Consider the following 16270-nt stretch of genomic DNA (forward strand, 5'->3'; position numbering starts at 1 on the left):
AGGGATTAATCATGACGAAGGAAGAACAATTAACGGTTTTAAAGAAGATTATTAGTATTCAAACGGTTAACGAAAATGAAGCCGAACTGGCTAACTATATTGCCGGTCTTTTCCAACCGTACGTGGGCGCGGGGGTTAAGATTGAAAAAGTTAATTATGCTCCTGGTCGTGATAATCTAGTCGTTACCATTGGTAATGGTGGCAAAGTGCTTGGCTATTCAGGACACATGGATGTGGTCGCACCAGGTGACTTAGCGGCGTGGGATACGGATCCTTTTGAACCGGTGGTTAAAGACGATAAGCTGTATGGCCGGGGCGCTTGTGATATGAAGAGCGGGTTAGCTGCACTGGTGGTTGCCCTGCTCGAAATGTTAGAAAAGGGTCAACAACCTGCTGGAACCATTAAACTGCTCGCCACGGTTGGTGAAGAAACGGGGAACTATGGTGCTGCTCAGTTAACTAAGTTGGGATATGCGGATGATCTGGATGGCTTGGTAATTGCGGAACCCCAGGATGATTTACAAGCCATTACCTACGCTTGCAAGGGGGTTATTGATTACCACGTAACCTCCGTTGGTAAAGCTGCGCACAGTTCCCGGCCAGAAATGGGGATTAATGCCATTGATAATTTGCTTGAATTTGTCCAACAGGCGAAGGCAGCGTTGGCCAAGTTCGACCATTCAGATCCAGCGTTAGGTAAGTTAACGCACGTGATCTCTTTGATCAATGGTGGTGAACAAATTAATAGTGTACCGTCAGCAGCTACGCTTGGTGGCAACGTGCGGACAATTCCGGAATACCCAAACCAAGTTGTTTATGATGAATTAGAAAAGATTATCGACCAACTTAACCAGCAGCCGGGCTTTGATCTGAAGATTAAGTACACCTTCCCGGAAGAACCAATGGGTGGGGATCCGGAATCGTCATTAATCAAGCTAGCTCAGGCGGTGGCTAAAAAGTCATTGGGAATTACTCCACAACCAATCGCAAGTACGGGGGCCAATGATGGACAAGAATTTACGCAGGCCAAGAAGGACTTTACCAGTATCATCATTGGACCCGGCAGTAATATGTCGCATATGCCGAATGAATACGTTAATTTAGCAGCGTATTATAATGCAATTCAATATTATCAAGATTTTGCTCAAGCATTCTTTGCTTAAAACTTCGTTAAGTGAACTGGTTTCTCGTAACTGGTTCACTTTTTTGTTTTTAAAATCGTGTATACTAGACATTGTAGAGTTTGTATTTTTCTGAAAGGGGAAACATTCATGAAAATCATTATGTATGGCACGAAACCAATTGAAAAATCATATGTTGAAGCATGGGAAAAGAAGACTGACAACACCGTTAAGATGGTGGCAGACCTGCTCAACGATGATACGGTAGACATGGCGCAGGGCTTTGACGGGGTAGTAACTCAGCAAACCCAATCACTAGGTAGCAGCGATGTCTACAAGAAACTGGCCAGCTTTGGCATTAAGCAGATTGGTTTGCGGACTGCTGGTTATGACATGGTGAACCTAGATGCCGCCAACGCCAACGGCATCACCATTACCCGGGTATCAATTTATTCACCACGGGCGATTGCCGAAATGGGTGTGACCCAAGCAATGTACTTAAACCGGAAGATTGGTTTGTTTAACCAACGGATGACGGATGACCATGACTTCAGTTGGGCTCCCGACCTCGTTTCCAATGAAATCTTTAACTTGACGGTGGGAATTATTGGTTTAGGTCATATTGGAGGTGCAACTGCCCAAATTTATAAAGCCTTAGGTGCCAAGGTAATTGCTTATGACCCATTCTACGATCCAGAACAAGAAGCCTTTGTAGATTACACTGACTTAGATACGGTACTTCGTGAATCAGACATTATCACTCTGCACACGCCATTATTCCCAAGTACCAAGAACATTATCAACGCTGATTCATTGAAAAAGATGAAGAAGACGGCGTACTTGATTAACATGGCGCGGGGTGGCTTGGTTGATACTCAGGCATTAATCAAGGCCTTACAAGATGGCGAAATTGCTGGTGCAGGTTTGGATACGTTGGCTGATGAAACTACCTATTTCGGTAAGAAGGTTAGTGCAGGCCAAGTACCAGAAGACTACAAGACGTTGGCAGCAATGCCAAACGTAGTGGTTACACCACACGTGGCCTTCTTTACTAAGACGTCAGTTCGCAACATGGTTGAAATTGCGTTGAATGATACAGTCACGATTGTTAATGGTGGCAAGACTCGGAACGCAGTTCGTTAATTAAAGATCATTACGTACAATAAGGGCGCAGAACTCAGGTAATTTGAGTTCTGCGCCCTTACTTTTATTCAACGACATACTGACTAAAACGTTGCAAGTCACGTGGACTAATTTCAACCTGCAGTAATGTTCCGTCATTTTGATAATCGGTATCAGTAATATTGGCATGTTCATTGAGGTAGGAAACGACATGCCCGTCCGTGAATGGAATCAGTAATTTGGCATCTACGTAGTCATCAAAGAGATGATCTTTAATTGTCTTAATGAAGAGGTCCAGTGATTTGTCATCCTTCGCCGAGATGACAAGGTGGTCATCGCCCTCCATCGTTGGATATTCGAAATTGGTTTTATCAGCTTTATTAAAGACGTAAATCATTGGGATATTATCAATGCCAATTTGGTGAAGCGTTTTTTCCGTCGTTTTAATCATTTCGTCCCGGTGAGGATCGGAATAATCAATAATTTGGATTAGCAGGTCCGCCTTGGCAGCTTCAGTTAAAGTTGATTTGAAGGCTTCGATTAAATGGGTCGGTAATTTGGAAACAAAACCAACCGTGTCACTAAGGATGAACCGCTTTTGATCGGGAAGCGTTAACTGGCGCACACTGGTATCCAGCGTGGAAAAGAGCATATCCTTTTCGAAAACTTCCTTTTCCCGGGAAATACCGTACCGTTCAATCATCTTATTCATCAACGTGGATTTTCCAGCGTTAGTGTAGCCGACGAGGGCGGCGGTTGGGATAGCGCTCTTGTCGCGCAAAGCGCGCTTTGTGGCTTCGGATTTATTAATTTCTTTTAACTCGTGGCGGAGGTGACTAATGTGTTTTTGAATGACCCGCCGGTCCATTTCAATTTTAGTTTCCCCGGCACCACGGTTGGCAAAGCCGGCACCACCACCGGTTTGCTGGTCTAAACGCTGGTTTGCTGCCGTGTGCAGACGGGGAAGTTGGTATTCCAATTTCGCAATTTGGACCTGAATCTTGGCCTCTTTAGTTTGCGCCCGCTTGGCAAAAATTTCCAAAATCAGTGCCGTCCGGTCAATGACCCGGACACCAACTTCATCATTGAGATTGCTGAGTTGACTTGGTGAAAGTTCGTCGTTGGTAATCACCGTGGTGGCTTCTTCAGCTGCCGCAATGTTTTTAATTTCGTCAATTTTACCGGAACCAAAGTAGGTGGCGGCATTTGGCCGATCGAGTACTTGGTCGATTCGGTCGACAACGTCCATTTGATTAGCTTGAGCAAGTTCTTTCAATTCCGTCATGGAATAGTCATAGTCTTCTTGACCAGTATTTAAACCAGTCACGATCACTTTTTCATCAGCTTGTATGGTGGTATCCATTGATGTGTATAGTCCCCCTTACTTATCTGGAATTTGTAATTGATTATAAAAGTCAACGGTGGTTGAGTCGTTAGTTAAAGTTAGTTTAGTAATCGAACCATTTAGCGGTCCTTCAGAGTAATCGCCGTCGCCAAACCGGTCAACGATTGCTGAAATGGTCATTCCATGAGAAACAACCACGCTTACACTGCCATCTGGAAGGGCCCGCAGGCGGTCGAAACCTTTATCAACGCGCGCCCAAAACTGCTGGTGATTTTCCGCATCGTGGAAGGGATCACTTTCGGCAATCATGTTTTGCATCTTGGCTAATCCATACTTGGCAATGATTTCGCGAAAGTTGATAAACTTCTCAGGAGCACCAACCATGATCGCACTATGGTCATCATCGGCACCTTCAAAGTAGCCAAAAAACTCTTCACGAAAGGCCGCCTCTTGAATCGGTGCTTGAATTTTTTTCGTCGGGTGATTTTTGAGAATGGTGTTGGCGGTATCCACAGTCCGTTTGAGGTCACTGCTAAAGAGATAGTCAAAATCTAAATCTGCAAGAGCACGACCCGCTTTAGCTGCGTCGGTCCATCCTTTTTCAGTCAACGGGGTATCTGACCAACCTTGCATTCGGTGATACTTATTGAAAAACGTTTCTCCATGGCGAATAAAATAAACAGTATTTGCCATCGTGCTCCTCCTTTTGCAACCGTAATATTATTAATATTTTAACATACTACAGGGGAGTTATTTGATCATATTCCGCTTTTTAATTACCCGTCGGCGGAGGAGTCGGTTAATGGTTAGGATCAATGCTGGTAACATTAGAATGATAATGAGCAGTAAGAGTAGCATTGAGAAGTGCTCCTTAACGAACGGAATGGTGCCAAGGTAATAGCCAGCGAGGGCTGCCAGCAAAACCCAGAGGAGGGTGCCTAGGAAATTACTCACCACGAAACGGGAGAATTTAAAACCAGCGGAGCCAGAAATGAGCGGGACAAAGGTCCGAATAAGCGGAACAAAACGACCGAAAATCACCGCCACGATGCCATGGCGTTCAAAGAAATCGTGAGCCATTTGCCAGTTAGGCCCCATGACCTTTTTACGTAGCCAGGGCCATTTAATGAGTCGCGTACCAATCGTATAATTCACGATGTCACCGATAAAAGCTGCCGTAAAGAAGCCGGCAATCAGGACGCTAATTTTGATGGAATTGGTATTAAGGGCCGCCAGTGAGGAGGCAACGAAAATCAAGGATTCACCGGGAAGCCATGGAAAGATGACCAACCCAGTCTCCATAAAGGTGATTAGAAACAAAATGAGGTAGCCCCACGCACCAGTCGCGTTAAAAATTGGGATGATGATTTCTGGAATGTGAGTCAAGCCATAGATTAATTGTTCCATCTGGGCGGCCTCCTTTAAACGGTAATACTAATTCAATTGTACATTTCTTTTGTCAAGAAAGGTCAAAAGATGGCGAGCTTTATAACTTTTTTACGCTTTTCAGTCTGTCGTTGTTGACAAAATGATATAATAGATAAATTAAAAATACGTAAGGGAGCATGGATTGTGGCAGAACAAATTATTGAAAAAGAACAGGCCCATCTCGACCACGTAGTTGAAGAGATTAAAAAGGCTGAGCAAAAGGCTGCGAAAAACATTTCAACCGCTAAAAAGGATATTAATAACCTGAGCAAGCAGTTTGACACAATCCACATGAATACGACGACCTATTCAGGTATGATGGATACTGCAATGTCCGTGCGAGCACAGCAACAAATGTTGGATGAACGGGAGAACAGCTGGCAGCACGCCGCAGATCATTTGTCGACACTCCAACGTTTGGAAGCCAAACCGTACTTTGCACGAATTGATTTTCAGGAAAAAGAGGGGGGGCAGCCAGAAACAATTTACATTGGACTAGCTTCATTCTCTGACCAACCAGACCACTTTTTGGTATATGATTGGCGGGCGCCGATTTCTTCAATCTACTATGATGGTGAACTGGGTGACGTGTCCTACGATACGCCGGATGGTCAAGAAACGGTCAATGTCCAACTAAAGCGGCAGTTTCAAATTGAAGATGGCACCATTGTGACCTTATACGATACGGACGAAGCAGTGACTGACCAAATGCTGCTCTCAGCATTAAGCAACCACTCCAGTACCAAGATGAAGAGTATTGTATCGACCATCCAAAAGGCCCAAAACGCGATTATCAGAAACACCAAGGATGACCTACTCTTTGTTCAAGGGGCTGCAGGTTCTGGCAAGACAGCGGCCGTATTACAGCGGGTGGCATGGCTTTTGTACCGTTACCGAGGTAACTTATCGGCATCACAGGTGGTGCTATTTAGTCCTAACCAGCTCTTTAATGACTACATTGACCAAGTGTTGCCCGAACTGGGCGAACAAAACATGGTTCAGTTAACCTACTACCAATACGTGAACCGGCGGGTGCCACGCTTAAAGGTGGCGACTCTGCAGGAACGGTTTGAACAGAGTGATCAAGATTTAAACGAGCGGGCAGTCCGTTTGCTCAGCAGTTTAGATTATTTCCACGCTGTCACTAATTATGCTAAGCGCTTAGGTACTGATCAGCACTTACGTTTTCGTAATCTGATGTTTGGCAAGCAGGTATTTGTGCCAAAAGAAAAGATTAAGGAAATCTATTATTCCTTTAATCGTACTTACAAACTTGGTAATCGGTTAGATGGAACTAAGGAAGAATTGACCAAGTATCTCAACCGCCGGATTAGTTCTGAAATGCGCGCTAAATGGGTGGAAGAACAAATTCAAAGCATGAGCAAGGAAGAGCTGAATGTCTTGTATGCACAACACCCTAAGGCGTTTGCTAACGACAACGAGGAATATCGCTTCTTGTCCCGAATGATTGTTATCAATGCCTTTAAGCCGATTAAGCGAGCCATTGATCATAATCGGTGGTTAAATATTAATGCTCAGTATGTCCACCTTCTACGGGTAACACCGAAGATTATTAGCCTTGCTAAATACGGGATTACTCCGGATGAATGGACACGTTACGTGGATCAACAAGTAGCGGCATTAAAGAACCGCCGAATTAGCGCAAATGGCATTTCCGTCTACCTATACTTGTATGACTTGCTGACTGGTAAGCGCGGGGAACGGGAAATTCGCTACGTTTTTGTTGATGAAGTTCAAGACTATGATGCTTTTCAATTGGCATACCTGAAATTCTGTTTCCCGCGTGCCAAATTTACGTTGTTGGGGGACTTGAATCAGGCCATCTTTACCCATGAAAGTAGTAAGACTCTTTTGAAGGAATTGGGGACGATGTTTGATCCAGAAAAGACAAAAGTTGTTCAGTTGACGAAGTCTTACCGTTCAACGAAACAAATTACCGACTTTACCCGAGAAATATTATTAAATGGGGAAGCCATTGAAGCATTTGACCGGCCTGGTGAATTACCAGAAATAGTCATTAGTAAGGATGAAACAGCGGCCGTGCAAGATGTGATTACAAGCTTGCAACAGTACCAAAAAGAGCACGATAAAATTGCGGTCATTGGGAAAACCTTATCAGATAGTGAACAAATTGCGACCGCTTTAAAGAAGCAGGGAATTGACAATACTATGATCCGGACAGAAAATCAACGTCTGGTGGATGGCATCATTGTTGTCCCATCTTACTTGGCGAAGGGGCTAGAATTTGACGCGGTCGTTGTTTGGAACGCTAACGACCACAAGTATTCTTCGGACGATGAGCGGCAGTTGCTCTACACGATTGCTTCACGGGCAATGCATGCACTGACGATTACAGCGGTTCATCAGCCGACCCACTTACTTGATCGAGTAACCCCATCCCTCTACACAATTCGTGACAATTCTTAAACTTTTGGCAAAGACCGCGAGAAGAGCGTTGCGGATCCGCTAGTTTAGGGTATGATGGTAAATGTTGAAAAAGATGACGGAGGAAGAACTTCAATGAACACAGCGTTGAAAAAGATTAGACGCGGCCTAAATACCAAATTAGGCTTTTTCATATTTTCAGTACTGCTATTCGCGGTCAAAAGTTATTGGGCGTATAAAACTAAGTTCAACTTAGGGGTTAAAGGTGGCGTTCAAGAATTCTTGCTAGCCTTTAATACACTGCCAGCCGCGATTATTTTACTTGGGATTGCCTTGTATTTCCGGGGACGACTGTCTTACTGGTTGATGAGTATCATTAACTTCCTACTATCAACCTGGCTGTTTGCCAACATCCTGTATTACCGGGAATTCTCGGATTTTATTACCTTTAATGTTATTAAGGGGAGTGGGGCCACTTCCAATAACCTCGGGAAGAGTTTCTTGGGAATTATGCGACCAAGTGACTTCTGCGTTTACCTGGATGTGATTGTGGTGATCCTGATTTTATTGTTCCACGTCCTTCGGGTAGACATGAGGTATTTCAAGATTCGCTATGCCGCTACCATTACGGTGATCGGTTTTGCACTCTTTGGTGTCAACCTTGGGATGGCCGAGGGCAACCGAAGTCAACTGTTGACGAGAACCTTTGATAACAACTATATCGTTAAGTACCTCGGGTTGGAAGCTTATACGGTCTATGACGGAATTAAAACGACGCATAATAGTGCGATTAAAGCTCAGGCTAGCAAGAAGGATATGGCGCCTGTCCAACGCTGGATTAAGAAGAATTATGCTGGACCAAATATGCAATACTATGGTAAAGCCAAGGGGAAGAATATCATTATTATTCACTTGGAGAGTTTCCAGCAATTTTTAATCGACTACAAAGTTAATGGTCAAGAAGTGACACCAAACATTAACAAGCTGTATCACTCAGAAAATACTTTGTCCTTTGATAATTTCTTCCACCAAGTTGGTCAAGGGAAGACCGCGGATGCTGAAATGATGCTGGAAAACTCATTATTTGGCTTGCCGGAAGGTTCGGCGATGGTGACTGACGGAACGACCAACACATTCCAATCTGCACCGGCTCTGCTCCACCAGAAATTGGGTTATACAACTGCATCGTTCCACGGGGACGTTCCAAGTTTCTGGAACCGGGATAATGCCTATAAGTCCTTTGGTTACGACTACTTCTTTAGCAAGGAATACTACCCAACCACGAAGAATGGTGAAATTGGGTACGGGATGAAGGACAAGATCTTCCTCAAAGATTCAGTCAATTACCTGGATCAATTGCCGCAACCGTTCTACGCTAAGCTGATTACGGTTACGAACCACTATCCATACTTGCTGGATAAAAAGAATAAGACAATTGATGCCCTCAAGACTGGTGACGATACGGTTGATCCGTACGTGCAAACTGCTCACTATCTGGACCAGTCTGTTGGGGAATTATTGAATTACCTTGATAAAACGGGCCTGCGGAAGAATAGTGTCCTGGTTCTGTACGGGGATCACTATGGGATTTCTAATAACCACCAACCAGCAATTGCTAAGTTGTCTGGAAAGAAGTCCGTTAATAATTATGATTTAGCGATGTTCCAAAAGGTGCCATTCATGATTAATATGGATGGGCTGCAAGGGGGCGTCAACCACACGTATGGTGGTGAAATTGATGTCCTACCAACGCTTGAAGACTTGTTAGGGATTAGTTCCAATAAGTATATTCAATTTGGCCAGGACCTCTTATCTAAGCAGAATAAGCAAATTGTACCGTTCCGGAATGGTGATTGGGTTACACCAAAGTATACTAAGTACAATGGCGATTACTATTACACCAAGAGCGGGAAGCAGATTAAACATTTGTCAAAGAGTCAAAAGGTCACGGTCGACAGGATCCAAAAGTGGGTTACCACTGACCTTGGACTTTCAGATAAGGTAATGAACGGGGACCTGTTGCGTTTCTACAAACTTCCCGGCTTTAAAAAGGTTAATAAGAAAGAGTATTCTTACAACTTGAAGAAGGCATTGAAGAAGTTGAAGACCGATAAGAAACGGAAAAATAGCGTTCGGGCACAAAACGGTGGTAAGTCAACTCTTGATGATTACACAACTGATGCACCAGAGCTCCAAAATAGTACTAACCGAAAGTTCCCTAAATAATAAAAAAGGCATCCTCGCTCGTCGAGAATGCCTTTTTACAATTGATCAAATTTAAGTTGATGACGATGATTAAACGGGCGGAAGAACCACCGGTAGGCAGCAACTAGTTGTGCAAGTTCGAAATCCTGATTCGTTAAAATAGCGTAGGTTAGACCATCCTCAGTAACGCGGTGACGACTATCATAAAAGCCGTGATTATGATAGAAAGCCATTCGCCGGCGCCGTTGTTTTGCGTTGGTGGCTTGGTCGTTTAATGGTTCCACGTCCAAGACGATTGGGACCTCAGGTCGTTTGGCGTTGAGCCAGTTCAGAATTTGCCCACCATAGCCTTGCTTGTGAATGTAGATTGGGATTAACCGCTAAGAAGAATAAAAAGTCCAGATGGTGATGATGAATCACATAGCTGAAACCGACCAGTTGATTATCATCGTAATAGGCCAGAAATTCTGCATGTTTTGACTTTGCTTTCCACATCAACCAAGACCACTTGACCTGCTCTTTTCCAGTCAAAGAGCAGGTCAAGTGGTCTTGGTTGATGTGTTCGTAGTTACTGACTGTTTGGGCAGTAAGTGACACAATATCCCTCCTAATTTGTCCTGCATTCTACCGAAAAGGCTTTGGAAAAGCAAATTCCACCATTGACGAACAAATAATGGTAAAATATAGCTATTGATTTAACGATTCGAGGAACAACAATTATGGATGAATGGCTTAACTATGACCAATTCGATCGGGCAACCTGGCACAGTTTTTTCCCGAGCAAACGGGTCATGCTGACGCAGGAAAATTTGGATGCGATCAAGTCACTGAATGACCAGATTTCACTCAATGACGTTCAAGAAGTGTACTTGCCGTTGATTAAACTGCTTCAGCTTCAATACCAAAATTACATTCAAATGCAGCTTCAACGGCTGACATTCTTAAAAAAACCTTCCCGACGGATTCCCTATATTATTGGAATTGCGGGTTCGGTGGCGGTTGGAAAAAGTACGACCGCGCGGTTGCTACAGATTCTCCTCAACCGTTTGATGCCTGATCAGCATGTCGAACTCGTGACGACGGATGGTTTTCTCTATTCAAATGCGGAGCTAAAAAAGCGCGGCTTAATGGCCCGGAAGGGATTTCCGGAATCATATGATATGGAGCGTTTGTTGACCTTTTTGAATGATGTGAAAGCCGGAGCAGCAAAGGTTGCAGCACCAACTTATTCGCACAATACCTATGATATTTTACCGGATCAGCCACAGATTATTGAAGAACCAGATATTTTGATTGTGGAAGGGATCAATGTTTTGCAACTACCGACCACCCAACGTCTCTACGTTAGTGACTTTTTTGACTGGTCAATCTATGTTGATGCAGATGCCGAATTGGTCAAGCAGTGGTACCTCGAACGGTTTGGCTTGTTACTAGAAACGGCATTTCAAAATCCAGACAACTATTACTATCCTTATACCAAGGGAAAACGAGAAGATGCCTTCGCAATGGCTCGCCGGGTGTGGGATGAGGTTGATTTACCAAACTTGCGAGACTATATTTTGCCAACCCGCAATCGTGCGGACATCATTTTGCATAAAACCCATCATCATAAAATTGATCGCATTTATTTGCGTGAAGACTAAAAAAGCAGGCAGTGCCTGCTTTTTTTATGCACGAAATGTAATGACAAAACTGATTAATCCAGCTTGATAGGACGCCCTAATTTTACCGTGGAATTGGGTCACGATTTGTTGGGCCATGGAAAGGCCAATTCCAAACCCACTCTGGGATTGAATATGGTGAGCTGTATCAGCACGGTAGAAGCGGTTAAAGAACTTGTTATAATCAACGTCTTTTCCTGCCGCATATGAGTTAGAAATTGTTAAAACAACATTTTTAGAACGTTTGGCTTTACGTAAGTTTAGTTTAATTACGCCTTCTGGATCGCAATATTTATTGGCGTTATCAAGGAGAATGTTAATTAATTCTTCCAGCCGAGATTCTTCTGCTTGGGCATGAAGGTGTGGCTGAATATGAACTTGAAACTTTTGATTGTTTTGCATCGCCACACTCTTGAAACTATCAGCGACGCGTTGACTGATCTCACTGATATTCACACTGGTAATCTCGAGTGTTGGTTGTTCTTGAATCCGGGCTAACGAGATTAAGTTATTGATGAGCCGGGTGAGGCGCGTGACTTGATCGCGGGTACTTTGTGTCCATTCATTTTCGCCAGTGGTCAATTCCTGCATTTCTGTATTTGCAGAAATGACGGTTAACGGGGTTTTTAACTCGTGACCGGCATTCGTAATAAACTCTCGCTGACGATGTTCAGCTTCAATGATGGGTTTGATGGCGCGCTTGGAAAAGGCAATGAGAACTGTTGTGTAGAGTACCAATACGATCATACCAAGTAAAATGCTGACCCGCAGAATTTCGTGGGCCTCAGACATTAGCAAAGATTCATCCAGGAAAACGACTTGGGTGGTCCGCTGACTTTGTTTGATTCGGTAAGCATAGCGGGTTCCCCGATAGGTAATCACGCCCCGCTTATTCGACCGTTGAATCACGCGTCGAGCTAATTTTTTAATGGCAGGGGGCTGAACAGTTAGAATATGTTGGTTATCAACCCTGATGGGATCTTGGTTAGCGGGAATCTGGGCGCTAAAGTAGCGGTATTGAAACATTCCTTCCCGTGTCAAACGGGAACTAAAGAAGCCGCGTGGTTGTTGGGGCACCTTATTATTTTGCAACTTACCGTCATTTTCGACCAGCATATTTAGGATGGCATTGACTTCATTTTGCGAGTGGGTAAAAACAATTGCCGAAATACTGCCAATAATGGTAAATAAAACAACCACGAGCGCGGTTGTCGAAACTACAATAAATTTTCTTTGAAAGTGCCGAATCATGGAATCACTCCTTAACTATTGAGTAATGGTAAATGGTCCCGTTTTATCTCCAGTAATGGTAACTGTCGAACCGACCGACTCGAGCTTACGGCGAAGGTAGGAAATGGTGAACCAAACGTCTTCCGTATCCGCGGTTTCATCATCGTCATCCCAAGTATGGTTGAGAAGTTCATTGATGGATAGCTGTTTATTGGCGTTCAAAATGAGGTACTGGAGGAGGCGAGCCTCCTTGCTAGTGAGGCTAATTGAGTTATTGCTGACCAAGGTTTGCTGATTATTATCAATGGTCAAGTCGCCAAATTGCAGAACATCCTGGTCGAGTCCTTCATTACGCCGTTCGAGTGAACGCAATCGTGCTAACAATTCCTTAAGAGAAAAAGGCTTGGTCATATAGTCATCGGCACCAGCGTCGAGACCAGTTACTTTGTCATCGACTTCAGACATGGCCGTCAACATCATCACGTAGGTTCGATCTCCAGTGGCCCGGATTTCTTTCAGGGCTTCGAGACCGGTTTTAACCGGCATCATAATATCAAAAATCATGACATCATAGGCGTTGTCCTTGGCCAAGTCCACGGCACGTTGGCCATTTTCAGCGTGGTCAACGTGGTAACCCGCGTTGGTCATCGCCATGGTCAGGACACGGGATAATTGGGCTTCATCTTCCGCTAATAAAATTCTCATATTACTCACCTGCTACTTACTTTCGTTAATTAATTGCCGAATGGTTTGCATCTGAACGTCACACGAGGCGAGTTGATCTGCACACCGTTTTAATTCTTTCCCAATCCGTGCGGCGTTTTGAATATTAAGTTTGTATTTCATTTCATGCTCAAGGCTGGCCCAGGAATCCATCGCAATGGTGCGGAGCTGGATCTCTGCGAAAAAATGACCGGGAACTTGACCATCAATGTCTTGGTATGGAGTCCTGAGGTACAAAATGACGTGATAGCTACGGTAGCCGTTTGGCTTTGCGTTAGTAATATAATCCTTTTCTTTTACAATTGAGCACCAATCTGCTTTGTGCAGAAGGCTAAGGCAGTGGTCAATATCATCAATGAATTGCAGACAATTCTGACCCAAATTGCATCTTTACACTTGCGCAAGGCGGAAGTAGTGGTGACGGGGTAGCCTTTCCGTTGGCATTTTTCTACCATGCTGGCGGGTGTTTTAATCCGGCTAATCAGATGTTCGTAAAGTTTAGGTTGATGAAGGTCGATCGCCTGTTGATTTAATTGTTGAATCTTGGCGAGAAGGTCCTCCATGACTTGATTGAGCGTATCTTCATAATCACCATAAATATTCATATACTGATTCCCCTTTTAATTTGGCATTATTATACCAAGAAAATACATTTTGCGATGACCGGAACGATGATTTAAGATGAATTTAGGAAATCCCAAACAAGGGGGGCCAAGCTTGTATTGACCCGCTTGGGTAAACACCGTACAATAGTTTTAAGTTTTGAATTCAATATAAAGGAGTGGGACAAGTGGCGAACATCGATTTAGATGCTTTTGATAAAATCTTAGTGCTCGACTTTGGTAGTCAATATAACCAGTTGATTACCCGGCGAATTCGTGACTTTGGGATATACTCAGAGCTGATGTCGCATAAGGTCAGTGCGGAAGAAATTAAACAGTTGAAGCCAAAAGGGATCATTTTCTCTGGTGGGCCAAATTCCGTTTATGCAAAGGATGCCTTTAAGGTCGACCCAGAAATTTATCAGTTGGGGATTCCGATTTTAGGTATTTGTTACGGGATGCAATTGATGGCGTATGATCTGGGCGGTAAGGTTGAATCAGCAGATGATTCTGAATACGGCCGGGCAGACATTGAAGTCACAGATGCACAAGCAGCGATGTTTAAGGACTTGCCAGACAAACAATTTGTATGGATGAGTCATGGTGATCGGGTCACAAAGGTGCCAGATGGTTTTACTGTTACAGCAACCAGTAAGAATTGTCCAATCGCGGCGATGGCGGATGATGATCGCAAATTATACGGTCTTCAATTCCATACTGAAGTCCGGAACACTGAGTATGGTTTAGATATTTTAAAGAACTTTGCCTTTGGTGTTTGTGGTGCGGAAGCTAACTGGTCGATGGATGACTTTATTGACATGCAAGTCGACAAGATTCGTGAAGAAGTTGGCGACAAAAAGGTCATCTTGGGTCTTTCCGGTGGGGTTGATTCTAGTGTGACCGCAGTCTTGTTGCATAAAGCCATTGGTGATCAGCTGACTTGTATCTTTGTTGATCATGGCCTGCTTCGGAAGAATGAAGCGGATCAAGTGATGAATGCTTTGAGCCGTGACTTAGGGGTTAACATCATCAAGGTCGATGCGAGCGACCGCTTCTTGGGTAAGCTTAAGGGTGTTACTGATCCAGAGAAAAAGCGGAAGATTATTGGTAAGGAATTCGTTGAAGTCTTTAACGAAGAAGCTAAAAAGATGGATGATGCTGAATTCTTGGCCCAAGGAACGCTATATACCGATGTAATCGAATCCGGGACGGACACTGCACAAACGATCAAGTCTCACCACAATGTTGGTGGATTACCAAAGAAGCTTGGCTTTAAGCTGATTGAACCACTCCGTAGTCTCTTTAAAGATGAAACGCGTGAGCTTGGTGAAAAACTAGGAATTCCGCACGAATTAGTATGGCGGCAACCATTCCCTGGCCCTGGATTAGGGATTCGGGTGATTGGTGAAATCACTCCGGAAAAGTTGGAAATCGTACGGGAAAGTGACGCGATTTTACGCGAAGAAATTGCTAAGGCTGGCTTGGACGAAAAGATTTGGCAATACTTTACGGTTCTGCCAGGAATTCGTTCAGTTGGTGTCATGGGTGATGGTCGGACTTATGACTACGCCGTTGCTATTCGGGCAGTCACCTCGATTGATGGGATGACCGCTGACTTTGCGAAGATTCCATGGGATGTCTTACAAAAGATTTCGGTTCGGATCGTTAACGAAGTAGATCACGTTAACCGGATCCTTTATGATGTCACGAGTAAGCCGCCTTCGACAATCGAATATGAATAGTTAGATAAATTAATATGAAGCGGAAAGCCTAATTTGACGGGATTTAAAGAGAAAAAGAAATAGTAGGAAAGATGTGTTTTTAACAAGTTTTCTACCGTTCTGGGTATCTAAGATTAGGTGATATATCAAGAGATTAGAGGTGTTTGTATGCCCCTAATCTTTTTTATTTTTACCGTAATTTTAAAAGCAAGTTGAGAAAGCACTATCAATGTTAGATAATTAGTAAAGAAATAACTAACTCATTCAGTGCTGAATACAGTAAAAGCTACTATGAGCTGGAATTTTAGTAAGCACTGTTGACCAGTGTAATAAAAGACACCTTAGTAGCTAACTAGGGCTAAACGGTTGATATGACGATCGACTGGGTGCTGAATTCATTTTTCGATGATGATAAGCATGTGTACAAATTCTGGTTGGAGATGTACGAAAAGAAAGAGGATAAATAATGAAAGTTGAACCCAAAATTATTGAGCAGGTTAAAGAGATTTTAAAACAATTTGGCGATAAGTATCTCACAGAAGAGGGAGAGTTAAAACGCAGCAACGTCGTTAATGATCTTGATCATTACGACCATGAACTCATGGCTGCGCTCCTGTCTAATCCACTCATTCATGATAACTATACTGAGGAAATCGCTGGTACTGAAGTATTCAAGCTGAACCAATTTATTGAAATGTTTGAATAT

The 16270-nt window shown here is 43.6% G+C and carries 13 protein-coding genes and 2 pseudogenes; 7 read left to right on the forward strand and 8 right to left on the reverse strand.

Annotation, left to right across the window (positions count from 1 at the left end; genetic code table 11):
• Window positions 1-11: 11 nt before the first annotated feature.
• Complete coding sequence (locus HMPREF0501_RS06820) at window positions 12-1163, forward strand: ArgE/DapE family deacylase (protein ID WP_006917194.1); 1152 nt, start codon at window positions 12-14, stop codon at window positions 1161-1163.
• 108 nt (window positions 1164-1271) lie between these two features.
• The gene (locus tag HMPREF0501_RS06825) at window positions 1272-2264 is read left to right on the forward strand and encodes a D-2-hydroxyacid dehydrogenase (RefSeq protein ID WP_006917195.1); all 993 of its coding nucleotides are present in this window, start codon (window positions 1272-1274) and stop codon (window positions 2262-2264) included.
• A 64-nt stretch (window positions 2265-2328) separates the two neighbouring features.
• Here the strand turns inward: HMPREF0501_RS06825 and hflX are convergent, their stop codons facing one another.
• The 3 genes from hflX to HMPREF0501_RS06840 are packed head-to-tail and all read right to left on the reverse strand — an operon-like array spanning window position 2329 to window position 4995.
• Complete coding sequence (gene hflX, locus HMPREF0501_RS06830) at window positions 2329-3606, reverse strand: GTPase HflX (RefSeq protein ID WP_006917196.1); 1278 nt, start codon at window positions 3604-3606, stop codon at window positions 2329-2331.
• An 18-nt stretch (window positions 3607-3624) separates the two neighbouring features.
• Complete coding sequence (locus tag HMPREF0501_RS06835) at window positions 3625-4281, reverse strand: histidine phosphatase family protein (protein ID WP_006917197.1); 657 nt, start codon at window positions 4279-4281, stop codon at window positions 3625-3627.
• A gap of 57 nt (window positions 4282-4338) precedes the next feature.
• Complete coding sequence (locus HMPREF0501_RS06840; RefSeq protein ID WP_006917198.1) at window positions 4339-4995, reverse strand: VTT domain-containing protein; 657 nt, start codon at window positions 4993-4995, stop codon at window positions 4339-4341.
• A 165-nt stretch (window positions 4996-5160) separates the two neighbouring features.
• Between HMPREF0501_RS06840 and helD the strand changes: the two genes are divergently transcribed.
• Together helD and HMPREF0501_RS06850 are read left to right on the forward strand one after the other, a co-directional pair.
• Window positions 5161-7464 carry an RNA polymerase recycling motor HelD gene (gene helD, locus HMPREF0501_RS06845; protein ID WP_006917199.1) on the forward strand — a complete coding sequence of 768 codons (2304 nt, stop codon included), beginning with the start codon at window positions 5161-5163 and terminating at the stop codon, window positions 7462-7464.
• A 93-nt stretch (window positions 7465-7557) separates the two neighbouring features.
• Window positions 7558-9648 (forward strand): LTA synthase family protein, encoded by a 2091-nt coding sequence (locus tag HMPREF0501_RS06850; RefSeq protein ID WP_006917200.1) that lies wholly within the window; start codon window positions 7558-7560, stop codon window positions 9646-9648.
• Window positions 9649-9683: 35 nt separating this feature from the next.
• Here HMPREF0501_RS06850 and HMPREF0501_RS08620 read toward each other — a convergent pair whose 3' ends face one another.
• Entirely contained in the window at window positions 9684-9917 is a 234-nt protein-coding gene (locus HMPREF0501_RS08620) for a hypothetical protein (protein ID WP_050755768.1), read from the reverse strand.
• Window positions 9918-9930: 13 nt separating this feature from the next.
• Window positions 9931-10224, reverse strand: a complete 294-nt coding sequence (locus HMPREF0501_RS08625; RefSeq protein ID WP_050755769.1) for an N-acetyltransferase — start codon at window positions 10222-10224, stop codon at window positions 9931-9933.
• Window positions 10225-10346: 122 nt separating this feature from the next.
• Here HMPREF0501_RS08625 and coaA point away from each other — a divergent pair, with 122 nt between their 5' ends.
• Window positions 10347-11270: a type I pantothenate kinase gene (gene coaA / locus HMPREF0501_RS06860; RefSeq protein ID WP_006917202.1), complete on the forward strand. Its 924-nt coding sequence runs from the start codon at window positions 10347-10349 to the stop codon at window positions 11268-11270.
• Between the two features lie 24 nt (window positions 11271-11294).
• Here coaA and HMPREF0501_RS06865 read toward each other — a convergent pair whose 3' ends face one another.
• The 3 genes and pseudogenes from HMPREF0501_RS06865 to HMPREF0501_RS06875 form a co-directional block, all read right to left on the reverse strand.
• On the reverse strand, window positions 11295-12539 hold the full coding sequence (locus HMPREF0501_RS06865) for a sensor histidine kinase (protein ID WP_006917203.1): 1245 nt from the start codon (window positions 12537-12539) through the stop codon (window positions 11295-11297).
• Window positions 12540-12554: 15 nt separating this feature from the next.
• Window positions 12555-13223: a response regulator transcription factor gene (locus tag HMPREF0501_RS06870; RefSeq protein ID WP_006917204.1), complete on the reverse strand. Its 669-nt coding sequence runs from the start codon at window positions 13221-13223 to the stop codon at window positions 12555-12557.
• A 12-nt stretch (window positions 13224-13235) separates the two neighbouring features.
• A pseudogene (locus HMPREF0501_RS06875) lies at window positions 13236-13846 on the reverse strand (GTP pyrophosphokinase family protein).
• 185 nt (window positions 13847-14031) lie between these two features.
• Between HMPREF0501_RS06875 and guaA the strand changes: the two are divergent.
• Window positions 14032-15585, forward strand: coding sequence for a glutamine-hydrolyzing GMP synthase (guaA, locus tag HMPREF0501_RS06880; protein ID WP_006917208.1), 1554 nt, complete (start codon window positions 14032-14034; stop codon window positions 15583-15585).
• A gap of 445 nt (window positions 15586-16030) precedes the next feature.
• Window positions 16031-16270, forward strand: a pseudogene (locus HMPREF0501_RS06885) (site-specific DNA-methyltransferase); the annotation flags it as partial.

The organism is Limosilactobacillus coleohominis 101-4-CHN (genome assembly GCF_000161935.1).
GTDB classification, from domain to species: domain Bacteria; phylum Bacillota; class Bacilli; order Lactobacillales; family Lactobacillaceae; genus Limosilactobacillus; species Limosilactobacillus coleohominis_A.

Excerpts from the sequence above, each read along its gene's own strand:
- HMPREF0501_RS06820 (WP_006917194.1), top strand. The coding sequence starts at position 12 with ATGACGAAGGAAGAACAATTAACGGTTTTAAAGAAGATTATTAGTATT.
- HMPREF0501_RS06825 (WP_006917195.1), top strand. The coding sequence starts at position 1,272 with ATGAAAATCATTATGTATGGCACGAAACCAATTGAAAAATCATATGTT.
- hflX (WP_006917196.1), bottom strand. The coding sequence starts at position 3,606 with ATGGATACCACCATACAAGCTGATGAAAAAGTGATCGTGACTGGTTTA.
- HMPREF0501_RS06835 (WP_006917197.1), bottom strand. The coding sequence starts at position 4,281 with ATGGCAAATACTGTTTATTTTATTCGCCATGGAGAAACGTTTTTCAAT.
- HMPREF0501_RS06840 (WP_006917198.1), bottom strand. The coding sequence starts at position 4,995 with ATGGAACAATTAATCTATGGCTTGACTCACATTCCAGAAATCATCATC.
- HMPREF0501_RS06850 (WP_006917200.1), top strand. The coding sequence starts at position 7,558 with ATGAACACAGCGTTGAAAAAGATTAGACGCGGCCTAAATACCAAATTA.
- coaA (WP_006917202.1), top strand. The coding sequence starts at position 10,347 with ATGGATGAATGGCTTAACTATGACCAATTCGATCGGGCAACCTGGCAC.
- HMPREF0501_RS06865 (WP_006917203.1), bottom strand. The coding sequence starts at position 12,539 with ATGATTCGGCACTTTCAAAGAAAATTTATTGTAGTTTCGACAACCGCG.
- HMPREF0501_RS06870 (WP_006917204.1), bottom strand. The coding sequence starts at position 13,223 with ATGAGAATTTTATTAGCGGAAGATGAAGCCCAATTATCCCGTGTCCTG.